Origin of the sequence: Microbacterium sp. NPDC058389 (assembly GCF_042722305.1) — a bacterium.
Taxonomy (GTDB): Bacteria; Actinomycetota; Actinomycetes; order Actinomycetales; family Microbacteriaceae; genus Microbacterium.
Genome location: NZ_JBHXJQ010000002.1, coordinates 85,669 through 99,421 on the forward strand (window position 1 = coordinate 85,669; position 13,753 = coordinate 99,421).

Consider the following 13,753-nt stretch of genomic DNA (forward strand, 5'->3'; position numbering starts at 1 on the left):
GAAACGGGACGGTCCGTGGGAGAGAGCACAGGCTCTCTCCCACGGACGCGGGGTGACAGTGATCGATCAGCCGGCGAGGGCCGTGATCGTCAGCGTCGCGCGGTAGCTGCCGGTCTGGGTCTCGGTCGGCAGCTTGAGGTCGAGGTTCGCACCGAGGAGCGCCTCGCCCTTGTCGTGGCCCTGCACGGCGGCACCGAGCACGCGGGTCACCGAGAGACCGGCGCCCCCGTCGAAGCCCGAGGCGACCGCCGCGCCCGCGACCGCACCGGCGCCCGGCGTGACGACCTTCGGAGTCCAGCCGAGGTAGCTGCCCGAGAACGTCTTGCCGCCGTCGGCGAAGTCGCCGAGCACCGAGGTGATCGACCACGGCGCGAGCGACGAACGCGTGTCCGACACGGTGATCGGGTTGATCTCGCCGGTCGCCTCGAAGTAGCCGTCCTTCTCCTCGGCGGTGCCGAGGTCGACGAGGCCGTTCTCACCGTCGATGGTCCAGCCGAACTCGCCCGGCGCCGCGGTCGGGACGATGACCTGAAGGTCCTCGCCGCCGTCGGCGTGGTGCGGGTGGATGGTGACCGAGTCGATCTTCGACTCCACGCCGCCGTTCGCCGACGCCTGCGAGCGGATACCCTCGACGACGAGCTCGTCGGCCTTGACCTGCACCTTGACGTAGCTGCGGGTCTTCTCCTGGCTCTGCACCGAGTTGTACCAGTAGCTGCCCGGGTTCAGCGGGTCGGCGCCGTTGCCGGCACCGCTCGTACCGGTGTTGTCGGGCGCGGTGATGTCGTAGTACTTCGAGCCGGAGGCCGAGTTGGCCGTCATGTAGATGACCCCACCCTCGCCGACGAACACGTCGTTGGCGCCCGGCTGCTCGTCCGCGTTGGCCTTCTGGCCGTCCTTGATCTCGTAGCTGCGGGTGTACACGTGGTCGTGACCCTGCAGCACGAGGTCGACGCCGAGCTCCGAGAACGTCGTCGGGAAGTCGACGCGACGCACCTTGTTGTCGGCGTCCTTCGCGTGCGAAGCGGCCGAGTAGATCGAGTGGTGGTACACGAGGACGGTGTACTTCGCGTCGGCGCCGTGGGCGTTCACGACATCGGTCACGTACTGCACGTGGGCCTCGTCGCCGCCGCCCGTGGCGTCGTTGTAGCTGTTGCTGTTCAGGTCGATGAACAGCACGTCCTTGTAGATGTACCAGTAGTCGCCGCCGGACTCGGTGGCCGTGTTGCCCGAGCGGTAGTAGTCCGCCGAGTAGTCGGTGTTGGGCGTGTAGAAGTGCTGCTCGTACGCCTTGCCGCCCACGTCGTGGTTGCCGATGGTCGCGGCCCACGGGTAGGAGCGCAGCTGAGCGGGCGCGAGGAACGCGTCCCACTGCGCCTCGGTGTTCGCCGTCTCGACCTGGTCGCCGCCCGAGACGAGCAGTTCGGCGTTCGGGTTGGCGTTGAGTGCGACGTTCATCGTGTCGACCCAGCCGGCCTGGTCGTTCGCCACGTTCCCGGAGGCGCCGATCTGCGGGTCGCCGAAGAACAGGAAGTCGAAGTCGCCCTCGAACGACTGCGTCTTGAACGAGGAGGTCGTCGACCAGTTGCCGTCCGAGCCCACGCGGTACGAGTACTGCGTGTTCTCCTGCAGGCCCGAGATGGTCGCGTGACGGTTGAAGCCGCCGCTCGACGCGATGTTCGCGGCGCCGGTGGCGGAGAAGGTCGTCACCGAGGCCACGAACTCGCCGTTCACGAGCGCGGAGGTGGGGGCGACCTGGACGACCTGCGCGCTGTCGGCCGAGGTGTACCAGGTGACCGTGCGCTGGGCTTCGTCCGCCCCGACGCCGAGCACGATGCCCGTGTAGGCGGCGGTGGTGGCCGCCTGGGCGCCGGCCGGGGCGACGAGGACGCCGCTGAAGGCCAGTGCCGCGCTCACTGCGGCGGCAGAGAGCCACAGGGCCGCGCGGCCGGAGGGCCGCGAGGTTGCTTCCGAAAGCATGTGTCTTCCGTTCTGTATGGAAGCGGGTGGGGGAATGGCGTCGGGTATCGCCCGGCTCCGACAGACGAGCCTCGCCACCCCACGTGACGGTCGGCGTCCGGCTTCGTGAACGGGCGCCGCCGGCAAAGCGAACAGTGGGCAAACGGGCCCGCCTCCGGGGGATTCCGGTGGGCGCTGTCGCGCATGCTGGAAGCATCCCGCCCTCCATCCGCTAGGACGACTGTGCTTCTCCGCGCCCTCGCAGCGACGACCGCCGCTGCCGTGCTCCTGCTCACGCTGACCGCCTGCGCCACCGACGACTGGAGCACTCCTCGCGCCGACCCGACGGTCGTCGGCACTCCGGCGGCGGGCTTCCATCCCCAGACGGCCCCGTCGCCCGAGGCGACGGTGGTGCCCGCGGACGGCTCGTGGCACGGTGTCTCGCCCTCGCCCGGCTACCGCGTCGTTCTGCTCACGAGCGGTTCGGATTCCACGACGGGTGTGCTCAACGCGGCCGTCGAAGAGTGGTCGTCGGACGAGCAGGTCAGCCTGCGCACCGTCACGGCCGACGACGCGAACCCGATCCGGGCGATCGTCGACGCGATGGAGATGAAGCCCGACCTCATCGTCAGCACCGGCGAGGCGCTCGTCGACGCGCTCGCGATGGTCACCCCGAACCACCTGGACGTGTCGTTCCTCGTGCTCGGCGCGGAACTGGCCGAGCCCACCTACAACGTCACCGCCGTCGACTGGACCGGCGCCGGCTTCCGCGGCGAGGGCCTGGGCTCGGCCACGCACTTCGACGAGGCGTCCTTCACCCCCGAGCGCAGCGACGCCGCCATCCGCGCCGGCGCGACGGCCGTGTTGACCGGCATGACCGGCGTGGTGCTCTGGATCGACTGATCCGGGATGCCGGCGGCCCGGGAATCAGCGGTGCTCGGGGGGATCGCCGACCTGCGAAGTACCGGCTTCGTCACGCGGATAATGCGTGATCGCGCGAACTGACGGCCGTGACTCCGGGGAGGCAGGACATCACGCACCCCTTCGCGCTGCCAAGGGGATTTCCGGCGATTGACCTGGCTGTTCTTTCGCTATGCTCACGGCAGGCGCTGTGAGGCGCAACCGGAGGTGAGGATGCATACCGTTCGCCACGCCGTGACGATCTCGACCCTCGCGCTGTTGATCGCTACGAGCCTGGCGGGATGCGCGACATCGTCGTCGGGCAGTCGGCACGCGCTGTACGACAGCCTGGACTCGCTGGCCGCCGACAGCACCGACATCGTCGTCGGGACGGTGCAGGACTCGGGTATCGACGGTGACGCGACCGTGGCGACCATCGAGGTCGAGAATGCTCCGACCAACCCGTCGCTCGGGTCGAACGTCGACGCAGACGCCGGCACGATCGAGGTCGGCGACGTGATCGAGGTGCGCCAGCAGACCGACGAGAAGCTCAGCACGGGAGCCCAATACCTGCTGTACGTCACCCCCACGATGCTTTCGGGCGACGCCGCCGACCAGTACTACATCACCGGTGCCGTGGCAGGGATGTATGTGCGCGATGGCGATGTGTTCCAGCGCGTGGTGCCCGACAGCGGCGACACGCTCCCCGAGACGTTCTCGATCTCAGAGTGACGGGGAGTGCATGGCGGTCATGACCCGGGTGTGGCTGACGGACTGGGAATGGCTCTGCTGCGGCGATCCGTTCGCGGTCGGCGATGAGGTCGACTTCGGCATCAGGTCTCGCGCGCCCGGCGAGCACCTCGTCGAGTTGCTCGGTCCGGCGCTTGCCGTGACGGTGGATGGAATCGAGTCGCATCACGAGGAGGAGTACCCCGATCGCCTGCGAGGCCGTGTTGTCGCGATCTACTCGGTGGCACACGAGATCATCGAGCGGCGGACGCTGCGCCGCCCCGGCCATGGCGCGCCGCCGACCGCGACGATGCCTGCCGAGGGCGAGGACTGGCCGATGACGGGCAAGGACCTCGGGAACGGGGTCTTCGTCGGCACACGCCCGACGCGATACGTCGTCGAGACCGTGCCCGTCCCGGATTCGGCATCGCTCGAACCGGTCCGCGGCGTGCGTCTGCCCGAGGCGCAGCAAGACCCGCCCGACGCGTACGTCGCCGAGCCGGCCGATGATGCGCCGGGAGAGCGACGCGCCCGTTCGCTCGCCGGATGGCTGGTCGACGTCGAGGAGCGCGCCTGAAATGCGATGCGTCCGCGCGCTGCGGCGCCGGGAACTGCTCGACTGACCCGGGATGCCGGGGGCCCCGGCATCCCGATCGCTCCAGGGTGCGAAGCCGACGGCTCGCGCGTAGCGTGGAGGCACCCCGAGCGAGGAGGCCGGCGTGGGCAGAGTCGTCATGTACGCGTCAGTGTCGGTGGACGGCTTCATCGCAGACGAGGAGGACCAGCCCGGCCCGCTGTTCGACTGGCTCGTGAGCGGTGACGTCCCGCTCGACGACAGCGGCGTGCTGAAGGTGTCACAGGCCTCGTACGACCATGTGCGGCCGTATTGGGACCAGATCGCCGTGACAATCGCCGGCCGCCGCGTCTTCGATCTGACCGACGGCTGGGACGGTGAGCCTCCGAGCGGCGTCGACCACGTGATCGTCGTGACGCACCGGCCCCCGCCCGACGGCTGGGACTCGGCGGCGCCGTTCCACTTCGTCGACGGCGTCGAGCAGGCCGTCGCCCTGGCGCAGGAGCTTGCAGACGACCGGATCGTCGAAGTCGCCGCCGGCGACGTGGGCGGCCAGCTGCTCGCCGCAGGTCTGGTCGACGAGGTGCGCATGGACGTGGCGCCCGTCGTGCTCGGTTCGGGCAGACGCTTCTTCGGGTCGGCTCAGGGCCGGCACCTGTTGGAGGATCCCGACGTGGTGATCCAGGGCGAGCGAGTGCTGCACCTGCGGTTCGCCGTGCGGCGCTGAATCCCGCCGATCAGCACCCGCTGTTCGTCACTCCGACGCCGCTCGCGGACCGTCGTCACCAGGATCTGCGGCCGCAAGGTAGCGCTCCCCGAGGGCGCGCAGGTGCGATCTGAGCTCAGCCGGCTCATCGACGGTGAAGCCGAGTCCGAGCATGCCGAGGTACGCCGCGATCCGCTCCAGGCTGTCGGCCCCGGTGACGAGTGCCGAGGTCGACTCGTCGAGCAGTTCCACGGTGCCGACCGTCGCGTCGATGCGGGTAAGCACCTCGGCTGCGGGTGCCTGGACGATGACGCGGGCGTGGGCGCGCCAGCCGGCACCTGCGACGCCGCGCAGGACGAGGGTCGAGGCATCCGTCGGCATCTCCCGGGCGGCGAACCGGCGGAAGGTACGCGGGCCGAGCTGCATCCGGTCAGCACGGAACGTACGCCAATCGTCACGGTCGAGGTCATAGGCGACGAGATACCAGCGGCTGTTCCAGGCGACGAGCCGGTACGGCTCGACGTGCCGCTTCTCCGCGGTGCCGGGAACGTCGCCGAGGGTGGCCTTGGCGTAGCCGAACCGGCACCACTCGGACTCCTGGATCGCCGTCGCGAGTCCCGCGAGCACGTCGGGCGCGACAGGGGTCTCGTGGCCGCGGGCGCGCGCGGGCGCCTGCGGTGTCTCCGTCGCGTGGCGCAGCGCGGCCACCTGCTGCCGCAGCCGTGACGGGATGACCTGGTCGAGCTTCGCGAGCGCACGCGAGGCGCTCTCGTCGACGCCGGCGACGAGCTGCGGTGCGAGGGCAGACAGGCTGATCGCGATGGCGATCGCCTCGTCGTCGTCCAGCAGCAGGGGCGGCATCCGCGCACCCGCCTCGAGGCGATAGCCGCCGTGGACGCCGCGCTCCGTGGCGACGGGGTAGCCGAGTTCGCGCAGCCGATCGATGTCGGTGCGGATGGTGCGACCGGAGACGCCGAGCCGTTCGGCGAGTGCTGGGCCGGTCCACGTCGGGCGCGCTTGCATGAGCGACAGCAGTCCCAGCAGGCGCACGGCGGTCGTGGACATTTCTCGAGCATGCCAGATGAATCAGGAAGCACCCTCGCCTGTTTCGCTCCTACCTTCGGACCATGAGCGAAACCACCACTCCGGTCCTGTCCACCACCGCCACCGCTGCCGTCGTGCAGGGCGAGACGGATGCCTCGATCCACCCGTTCCGCATCGAGATCCCCGAGGCCGAGGTCGCCGACCTCCGCGCTCGGCTCGCGAATGCCCGCTTCGCGCCGCCGGCACCCGGCGACGACTGGTCCTACGGCGCACCCACCTCCTGGGTGCAGCAGATGGCCGAGCAGTGGCGGGACGACTTCGACTGGCGCGCCGTCGAGTCGAGGATCAACGCGTACCCGCAGTTCCTCACCGACATCGACGGACAGCGCATCCATTTCTTCCACGTGCCCTCGGCCGAGGCCGACGCTCTGCCGATCGTGCTCAGTCACGGCTGGCCCGGATCGTTCCTCGAGTACGTCGACCTCATCGACCTCCTGACCGACCCGGTCGCGCACGGCGGGCGGGCCGAGGACGCGTTCCACGTCGTCATCCCGTCGGTGCCGGGATACGGCTTCAGCTCGCCGCTGACCACGGGCGGCTGGTCGTCGGCGAAGGTCGCGGCCACCTGGGACACGCTCATGAAGCGCCTCGGCTACGAGCGGTACGGCGCGCACGGCGGCGACGGCGGCTCGCTCATCGGCCGCGAGCTCGGCCTGCTCGCGCCGGAGGGGCTGGTCGGCACGCACGTGCTGCAGCTGTTCTCGTTCCCTTCGGGCGATCCGGCCGAGTTCGAACGCCTGACGCCGAAGGACCACGAGGCCCTCGGCATCCTCGCGAACTTCCAGGCCCGCGCCGGGTTCTCGGCGATGCAGTCGACGCGTCCGCAGACGGTCGCGCACGCTCTCGCCGACTCCCCGGTCGGGCTCCTCGCGTGGAACGAGCTGATCGTCGGCTTCGGCGACGGCAACCTCCTCACGACCGACCAGGTGCTCGCCAACGCGTCGGTGTACTGGTTCACCAACACGTCGGGTTCGGCCGCGCGCCAGTACTACGAAGACGCCCGCATCGCGCAGCACGGTCAGCCGGCACCGGTCAACCACACGCCGACCGGGGTGTCGGTGTTCGCGAACGACTTCCGCACGATCCGCGCATTCGCCGAGCGCGACAACGACAACATCGTGTTCTGGACGGAGCACGAGCAGGGCGGACACTTCGCGGCGATGGAGGTGCCCGCGGCGCTGTGCAGTGACATCCGCGAGTTCTTCGCACCCCTGCGCTGACCCGTCGCACGACCCCGACGGGGCGGCGCGACGAATCCGTCGACGATCGCCGCCCCGTGCGGGAGCCGCCTCCTGTCTCCCCCCAGGTCCCCCGAGACAGGAGGCAGCCCTCACGGTGAGCGCCGGTCTCGCCGTGGCTGCGCCCGGTGCCGGTGGCAGTCGGCGACAACGCGCCGATCCACGCCGGTGACAACCCGATTCGCAGCATGCCAGCGGTCCGGCGACCGCTGAACGCCCGGTGACGGACCCTGCTCGGGTTCAGGCCGTCTTCCCGGCGTCTAAGGAGACTCTATTGGCCCGCTATGCGTCTGGTAAAGACGCCCTAAGCATGCTCTCAGCGGTCTCACTGCGCGTGCTAAGGTGCCGCCATGGCTCGTCCTTACCAAGACCCGGTAGAGATCATCACGGCGCCGGTTCCCGCGCAGTCTCCGTTCATCCCCGCCGACGCCAAGATCGTCGTCGGCGCCGTCGCGCCCGCCTCGCCGGATCCGATCCCGATCGTGCTGCTGCCCGGCTTCGAATACCGGCTGCACGAATGGCGGCATCCCACCACCCACGAGATCCACTGGCGCCTCGAGCGGCGCAGAGCGGGACGCCCCGGCGACGCGTGACTCTCCGTCCACGCGCCCGAGGACGTCCCGCCCATCGCCTCGCTTAAGTCAAGGGGCTCGTCACCGGGTTCGAACACCCTCCATCGTTGACGTGTCAGCGAGCATCGAGGGAGCTATGGCAGCGAAGCAGGACGGCGAGTTGGGCTGGTTCGATCGATTCGCGACGGCCGCGTCGAAGTTCGTGAGTCGCGCCTGGTTCTTCGCCTGCTGCGTGCTGCTCGTCGTGGTGTGGGCTCCCTCAATCCTCATCTTCCGCGACCTCGACACGTGGCAGCTGATCATCAACACGCTGACCACGATCGTGACGTTCCTGCTGGTCGCGCTGCTGCAGAACACGCAGGAGCGCGCGGATGCCGCGACGCAGGACAAACTGAACGCGATTGCCGACTCGCTCAGCCACCTGATGAGTGCGCAAGGGCTCGAGCGAGAGGCCGCCGAACTGCGTGACGCCGTCGGACTGGAGAAGCGCGAGAGCAGCAGCTAGGAGCGCGACGTCCGGCTCGTGTTCGCGATGTCTGTCGCTGAGGATCCGCCTCAGGCGAGCTCGCGGATCACCCGCGCGGGGTTGCCGACGGCGAGCACGTTCGGCGGAAGGTCCCGCGTCACGACGGCGCCCGCGCCGACCACGGTGTTGTCGCCGATCGTGACGCCCGGGCACACGATGACGCCGCCGCCCAGCCAGACGTTGTCGCCGATCGTGATCGGTTCGGCCGCCTCCAGCTTGTCGCGCCGGCGCTGGGCATCGAGGGGATGGGTCGGGGTGAGCAGCTGCACGTTCGGCCCGATCTGGCAGTCCTCACCGATCGTGATCGCCGCGACATCGAGCGCCGTCAGATTCGAGTTGATGAACGTGCGCGCCCCGATGTGGATGTTCCGGCCGAGATCGACGAACAGCGGCGGCTTGAGCCAGACGCCCTCTCCGAGGGTTCCGACGAGCTCGGCGAGGATCCGCTCCGCCGCGCCGTCGTCGGCGACCACCGACTGTTCGTACTCGCGCACGAGGCGGACGGCCCGGAGCACGGCAACGCCGATGTCGGGGTCGTCGGCGATGTAGAAGTCCCCTGCGAGCATCCGCTCGTAGTTCGTCCGGTCGTCGCCGGCGAAGTAGTCCGTATCGATGATGGCCTCCTGGATGCCGCTGCCGAGCCACATCGTAACTCGATGAGGCTCTCCTGCTCGGCGAGGGCATTCGTACCGCTCGCCGCGTCCCGGCCTAGCATCGGGTTCGTGACTGATGCCGAGCTCGCCGCGACATTCCTGACGATCGGCGAGGAGTACGAACGGTTCCGACCCGGGTTCCCCGCCGAGATCGCCGCGGCGGTCGCGCCCAGCCGCGTGAGCTCGGCGCTCGACCTCGCCGCGGGCACGGGCAAGTTCACGGAGCAACTCGTCTCCCGCGCAGACCGCGTCATCGCTGTCGATCCCTCGGAGCCGATGCTCGCCGAGCTGCGTCGGAAGCTGCCCGACGTGACCGCGCTGATCGGCACTGCCGAGGCGATCCCGCTCGCCGACGCCGGCTGCGATCTCGTCACCGTCGCCCAGGCCTATCACTGGTTCGACCCGGAACCCGCATCGCGCGAGATCCGCCGTGTGCTGACCGCCGCGGGCAGACTCGCGCTGATCTGGAACGGCCCGGATCCTCGTTGCACCTGGGACTCTGACACCTACCTGATCGCTCACCCCCATCAGGATGACGAACCGGCCGATGCCGACCATGACGCCGACGCCTTGCCCCGACGGGACGTGCCGGGATTCACCCAGGTCGACAGCATCCGACTCTCCTGGTCCGAACGGATCACGCGCGCGGACTATCTGAACCGGTGGATGACGGTCAGCACGTTCCTGGCGGCCGACGAACAGCAACGCCGCGAGCTCGTGCGCAGAGTCGAGGCCGTGCTCGACGCGCACCCTGACACCCGGGGCCGGCACACCCTGCACCTCCCGCAAGTCACAGACGCGCTGATCTACGAGCCGACGGTCTGAAGTCCGACTTCGGAACGGATCGCGGGCGGCCGCCGTCGGACGATCGCTCGACGCAGCTCGGCGGTTCAGGGGATCTCGCGAGAGGATGCCGTGTGACCACTTCGGCCAGACGTCCCTCGCGCCGCAGCCGCGGCATCCTCATCGTCGCGTTCGCGGTCTATCTCGCGCTGCTGGCGTGGGTCGTGCTGTTCAAGCTCGAGGTGCCCTGGATCGGGGCCGCAGCAGGGCTGACCCGGCCGATCAAGCTGGTGCCGTTCGTGCCGAGCGGAGACGCGGGGGCGAGCACGCCGGCCGAGATGCTGATCAACCTGGTGCTCTTCGTGCCGTTCGGTCTCTTCGTCGGGGCGCTCGCGCCGACCTGGTCGTGGTTCCGGGCCGGCGCCGCCGCGCTCGTGACGAGCCTCGTGCTCGAGGCGGTGCAGCACCTCCTGTCGACCGGAAGCTTCGACACCACCGACCTCATCGTCAACACCTCCGGCGCGCTCATCGGATGGGCGATCTTCGTCGTCGTCCGCCGGATGACGGGCGAGCGTTCGTCGGTCGTCATGACCCGCATCTGCGTGATCGTCGCGGCGCTCGCCCTGGTGGCCGCGGTCGCCTTCGTCGCCTCTCCACTGAACTACGGCCCTCAACGCGACGTCGTCGTGGAGCATCCGACCCCGACGCGATAGCACCGGATCCGAGGCCGACGCGCCGGCTACGAGAACACGGGAGCCAGGAAGCGACGCTCGTAGCGTCGGATGCATCCGGTCCTGCGCGCGAACTCGAACGCTTCCTGGCACTCGGGATCGGTCTTCGAGGCGTTCCGGTAGAGCTCGTACTCGGCCAGCGACGGGAAGGTGAACAAGGCGAACGCCTCATCGCTGTCACCTTCGCTGGGCATGAAGTAGCCGTGGTGGGTGCCGCCGAGCTTGTTGACGAGCCGGATCCACGCGCGGCCGTACTCAGTGAAGTCGTCGAGCTTGTGAGGGTCGATCTCGTATCGAAGATGAACGGTGATCATCGGGGTTCCTTTGCGATCGGGCCTACCCCCGTAGTCTCGCCCACGAGCAATCGGGGCGACGACGACCACCGACCTGCGTGCGAAGAGTGGCGGAGAATGCGCGCAAACATGGCGGGCCGCGCGCCTCGTCTTCCCTGCCCGAGTCTGTCGAGGCCGGCCGGTCACCAGCCCAGTTCGCCCTGGTCCTCCTGGAACGTGCCGGTCGGCCCACCTGGGCCGATCATCGCCAGCTTCGCAACGACCTGCGCGCTGGTGGACGCGGGGCGCCCGGGGTGGCTGCCGGGGTCCCCGCCGCCGAGCTCGGTCGCCGTGATCCCCGGCTCGACGGCGTTGAACTTCACCTTCGTGTGCGCCCGCGCGTACTGGACGGTGAGCATCGAGACGGCGGCCTTGCTCGACCCGTAGACGAGCGAGACGAAGTGCGACGCGGGCCGCGACGGCTCGTGCGTCGCCCAGAACGAGCCGAGGGCGCTCGAGACGTTGACGACGACGGGGTTCGCCGACTGCTCGAGGAGCGGCAGCGCCGCCTCGGTCACCCGGACGATCCCGACGACGTTCGTGTCGAAGACCTCGAGCACGCTCGCACTGTCGAGCGCTTCGGTCATGCCTCCGCCGCGCTTGGCGATGCCGGCGTTGTTGACGAGCACGTCGAGCCCCGTGCCCGCATCCGCGATGGTCGTCATGGCCGCGTCGACGGAGGCGTCGTCCGTCACGTCGAGCTGCACGAAGCGTGCGCCGACCTCGTCGGCCGCTGCCCGTCCGCGTTCGCTGTCGCGAGCGCCGAGCCACACCGCGTGGCCCGCATCGACGAGCACGCGTGCGGTCTCCTTGCCGAGGCCCTTGTTCGCCCCGGTGATGAGTGTCGTTGTCATGCGTCCAGCGTGCGCCGCCGCCGCGGGCACAGGCAGTCGTCGCGTTCTCCTAGGACTCGCAGTACCAGGACAACGCCGCCCGCAGCGCGCACACTTGGTGCATGGAAGCCTGGGAGTTCGGAAGCGCTGTGCGCCGCTGGCGCGACCGCGTGTCTCCCGATGCCGTCGGCATCCCTCAGGGCGGCCGACGCCGCGCGGCGGGGCTTCGGCGCGAAGAACTCGCGACGCTCGCGGGGATCTCGGTCGACTACCTGACCCGCCTCGAGCAGGGCCGCGCGACCGCACCGTCGGAGCAGGTGATCGAGGCCCTCGCCCGCGCCCTGCGGCTCTCGGACGCCGAGCGCGACCTCCTCTTCCAGCTGGCCGGGCGCAGCGCCCCGGGCCCGGGAATCGTCTCGACGCGGATTCCGGCGAGCGTCCAGCGCCTTTCGACAGGTTCGACGGCATCCCTGTCGTCGTCTACGACGCGGCCTGGAACCTCATCGTCGCGAATGCGCCGTACGACGCGCTCATGGGGTCGACGGCCGAGCTGCGCGGCAACGAGCGCAACGGAGTCTGGCGCAACGTCGTGGGTCCCCGTTCCCGTGCGCGGCAGAGCACCGAGGAGCACGCCGAACAGGTCGCGCGGCTCGTCGCCGATCTGCGCACGACCGTCGCCCGCTATCCCCAGGACGCGCGTCTGCGCCGCCTCGTCGTCGACCTTCGTGCCGCAAGTCCCGACTTCGAGACGCTCTGGAATACGGTGACGGATGCCGCACCCGCCGAGCAGTCGCGCCACAAGATCATCGACCACCCGTCCGTCGGGCCCATCACCGTCGACTGCGACACCCTCGTCGTGGCGCAGGACGACCTGCGGATCATGGTCTACACGGCGGCGCCGGGCACCGACGACGCCGAGCGCCTCCAGCTGGCGATCGTCCTCGGCACGCAGTCGCTCGTCGAATAGCGGTCCCACCTGCACCCGCTTTCTCGGTCGTTCGGCGGCGGGATCCGGGATGCGGCGGCCCGGCATCCCGGTCCCGGACGTCGCGAGGAACGGCGTCTTCAGTCGCGCGAGGTCGCGTTCACGCTGCCGGAGCGTTCCTGTCCGCTCAGGCGTGCGATGGCGGCCATCATGCGCTCGGTGATCTCACGCCGGGCCTTTCCGTCGGGCACGCCCTCCAGATCGGCGAGGTCGAGCGGCTCACCGAAGTGCACCTCGACACGCGGTCTGCCCGGCAGCAGATGGCTCAGCGGCTTGACGGTGCCGGTCCCGATCAGGCCGACGGGGACGACCGCCGCGCCCGTGTCGCGCGCCATCCATGCCGCGCCGCCGTGACCCTCGTGCAGCTTTCCGTCGCGTGAGCGGGTTCCCTCGGGGAACACCGCGAACACGCTCCCCGCCCGCAGGATGCTGCTGCCGGCGTCCAGTGCGGCACGGGCGTCGCGGCCCGTCGCCCGATACACCGGGACGCCGCCGATCGAGGTGAAGAACCACCTCTTGAACCGGCCGAGCATCCCGGAGCCTGTGAAGTACGACGACTTGATGAGGAACTGGACGGGCCGCGCCGCGGATGTCGGGATGATGACCGTGTCGAGTGAGGCCAGGTGGTTGCTCGCCAGCAGCACCGGCCCACGCTCGGGCACGTTCGCACGGCCGACGATGCGCGGGCGGTACATCAGCCAGAACAGCGGCCGCAGGATCACCCGCCCGACGAAGTAGACGGCGCCCGGCCGCGGCGCAGGGGAAGGGCTCGACGGAGCAGGCGCGATCACCTGGCCACACTATCCGTCATCGTCGGGTGCGATCCCCGCCTCCCAGCATCCGTCCATCGACGACGCCGTCGCCGACGCAGTGGTTCAGTCTTCCGACTTCGCCTTGTGCCGTGCCCTCAGCGCGGCGAACCCCCACACCAGTCCGAAGAGCACGGAGCCGACTCCCCAGGCGATCTGGCCGGTGAGGAGACCCCACACACCGAGACCGGTGAACCCGGCGGCGAACACGAGCATGCCGACCCAGCCGACCCGGCTGCCGTCCTTCTCCTGCTCGTTCATGCCGCTCTCCTCACGGTCAGGACCTCGCGATCGGGCACATGTCGCCCTCACCCGACTGTAG

At 69.6% G+C, this 13,753-nt stretch carries 17 protein-coding genes and 1 pseudogene; 11 read left to right on the forward strand and 7 right to left on the reverse strand.

The features are described from left to right. Positions 1–66: 66 nt before the first annotated feature. On the reverse strand, positions 67–1,977 hold the full coding sequence (locus ACFWJ8_RS03225) for a fibronectin type III domain-containing protein (RefSeq protein ID WP_378808868.1): 1,911 nt from the start codon (positions 1,975–1,977) through the stop codon (positions 67–69). A 222-nt stretch (positions 1,978–2,199) separates the two neighbouring features. Here ACFWJ8_RS03225 and ACFWJ8_RS03230 point away from each other — a divergent pair, with 222 nt between their 5' ends. The 4 genes from ACFWJ8_RS03230 to ACFWJ8_RS03245 all read left to right on the forward strand — a co-directional run bounded on the left by ACFWJ8_RS03230 (position 2,200) and on the right by ACFWJ8_RS03245 (position 4,886). Beyond that, positions 2,200–2,859 (forward strand): hypothetical protein, encoded by a 660-nt coding sequence (locus tag ACFWJ8_RS03230; protein ID WP_378808871.1) that lies wholly within the window; start codon positions 2,200–2,202, stop codon positions 2,857–2,859. 252 nt (positions 2,860–3,111) lie between these two features. Next, the gene (locus tag ACFWJ8_RS03235; RefSeq protein WP_378808874.1) at positions 3,112–3,588 is read left to right on the forward strand and encodes a hypothetical protein; all 477 of its coding nucleotides are present in this window, start codon (positions 3,112–3,114) and stop codon (positions 3,586–3,588) included. Positions 3,589–3,598: 10 nt separating this feature from the next. Beyond that, complete coding sequence (locus ACFWJ8_RS03240; RefSeq protein WP_378808876.1) at positions 3,599–4,162, forward strand: DUF6578 domain-containing protein; 564 nt, start codon at positions 3,599–3,601, stop codon at positions 4,160–4,162. A gap of 142 nt (positions 4,163–4,304) precedes the next feature. Further along, on the forward strand, positions 4,305–4,886 hold the full coding sequence (locus tag ACFWJ8_RS03245; RefSeq protein WP_378808878.1) for a dihydrofolate reductase family protein: 582 nt from the start codon (positions 4,305–4,307) through the stop codon (positions 4,884–4,886). 27 nt (positions 4,887–4,913) lie between these two features. On the opposite strand, the gene ACFWJ8_RS03250 is transcribed toward ACFWJ8_RS03245, so the two are convergent. Beyond that, positions 4,914–5,930 (reverse strand): helix-turn-helix transcriptional regulator, encoded by a 1,017-nt coding sequence (locus ACFWJ8_RS03250; protein WP_378808881.1) that lies wholly within the window; start codon positions 5,928–5,930, stop codon positions 4,914–4,916. 62 nt (positions 5,931–5,992) lie between these two features. Here ACFWJ8_RS03250 and ACFWJ8_RS03255 point away from each other — a divergent pair, with 62 nt between their 5' ends. From ACFWJ8_RS03255 to ACFWJ8_RS03265, 3 genes are all read left to right on the forward strand, one after another. Then, on the forward strand, positions 5,993–7,189 hold the full coding sequence (locus ACFWJ8_RS03255) for an epoxide hydrolase family protein (protein ID WP_378808884.1): 1,197 nt from the start codon (positions 5,993–5,995) through the stop codon (positions 7,187–7,189). Between the two features lie 368 nt (positions 7,190–7,557). Continuing rightward, the gene (locus ACFWJ8_RS03260; protein ID WP_378808886.1) at positions 7,558–7,800 is read left to right on the forward strand and encodes a hypothetical protein; all 243 of its coding nucleotides are present in this window, start codon (positions 7,558–7,560) and stop codon (positions 7,798–7,800) included. Positions 7,801–7,915: 115 nt separating this feature from the next. Then, positions 7,916–8,284, forward strand: coding sequence for a low affinity iron permease family protein (locus tag ACFWJ8_RS03265; protein WP_378808889.1), 369 nt, complete (start codon positions 7,916–7,918; stop codon positions 8,282–8,284). Between the two features lie 50 nt (positions 8,285–8,334). Here the strand turns inward: ACFWJ8_RS03265 and ACFWJ8_RS03270 are convergent, their stop codons facing one another. Next, positions 8,335–8,952, reverse strand: coding sequence for a sugar O-acetyltransferase (locus ACFWJ8_RS03270; RefSeq protein ID WP_378808891.1), 618 nt, complete (start codon positions 8,950–8,952; stop codon positions 8,335–8,337). 75 nt (positions 8,953–9,027) lie between these two features. Here ACFWJ8_RS03270 and ACFWJ8_RS03275 point away from each other — a divergent pair, with 75 nt between their 5' ends. Both ACFWJ8_RS03275 and ACFWJ8_RS03280 read left to right on the forward strand, forming a co-directional pair. After that, the gene (locus ACFWJ8_RS03275) at positions 9,028–9,783 is read left to right on the forward strand and encodes a class I SAM-dependent methyltransferase (RefSeq protein ID WP_378808894.1); all 756 of its coding nucleotides are present in this window, start codon (positions 9,028–9,030) and stop codon (positions 9,781–9,783) included. A 92-nt stretch (positions 9,784–9,875) separates the two neighbouring features. After that, positions 9,876–10,454, forward strand: coding sequence for a VanZ family protein (locus ACFWJ8_RS03280; protein ID WP_378808896.1), 579 nt, complete (start codon positions 9,876–9,878; stop codon positions 10,452–10,454). 26 nt (positions 10,455–10,480) lie between these two features. Here the strand turns inward: ACFWJ8_RS03280 and ACFWJ8_RS03285 are convergent, their stop codons facing one another. Together ACFWJ8_RS03285 and ACFWJ8_RS03290 are read right to left on the reverse strand one after the other, a co-directional pair. Next, complete coding sequence (locus tag ACFWJ8_RS03285) at positions 10,481–10,786, reverse strand: NIPSNAP family protein (protein ID WP_378808899.1); 306 nt, start codon at positions 10,784–10,786, stop codon at positions 10,481–10,483. Between the two features lie 161 nt (positions 10,787–10,947). Further along, entirely contained in the window at positions 10,948–11,658 is a 711-nt protein-coding gene (locus tag ACFWJ8_RS03290; RefSeq protein ID WP_378808902.1) for an SDR family NAD(P)-dependent oxidoreductase, read from the reverse strand. A 101-nt stretch (positions 11,659–11,759) separates the two neighbouring features. Here ACFWJ8_RS03290 and ACFWJ8_RS03295 point away from each other — a divergent pair. Together ACFWJ8_RS03295 and ACFWJ8_RS03300 are read left to right on the forward strand one after the other, a co-directional pair. Beyond that, positions 11,760–11,951, forward strand: a pseudogene (locus ACFWJ8_RS03295) (helix-turn-helix domain-containing protein); the annotation flags it as partial. A 188-nt stretch (positions 11,952–12,139) separates the two neighbouring features. Beyond that, positions 12,140–12,604: a hypothetical protein gene (locus ACFWJ8_RS03300; RefSeq protein WP_378809617.1), complete on the forward strand. Its 465-nt coding sequence runs from the start codon at positions 12,140–12,142 to the stop codon at positions 12,602–12,604. A gap of 98 nt (positions 12,605–12,702) precedes the next feature. Here ACFWJ8_RS03300 and ACFWJ8_RS03305 read toward each other — a convergent pair whose 3' ends face one another. Both ACFWJ8_RS03305 and ACFWJ8_RS03310 read right to left on the reverse strand, forming a co-directional pair. Next, positions 12,703–13,413, reverse strand: coding sequence for a lysophospholipid acyltransferase family protein (locus ACFWJ8_RS03305; protein WP_378808905.1), 711 nt, complete (start codon positions 13,411–13,413; stop codon positions 12,703–12,705). Positions 13,414–13,497: 84 nt separating this feature from the next. Continuing rightward, positions 13,498–13,692 (reverse strand): hypothetical protein, encoded by a 195-nt coding sequence (locus tag ACFWJ8_RS03310; RefSeq protein ID WP_378808908.1) that lies wholly within the window; start codon positions 13,690–13,692, stop codon positions 13,498–13,500. Positions 13,693–13,753 lie beyond the last annotated feature (61 nt).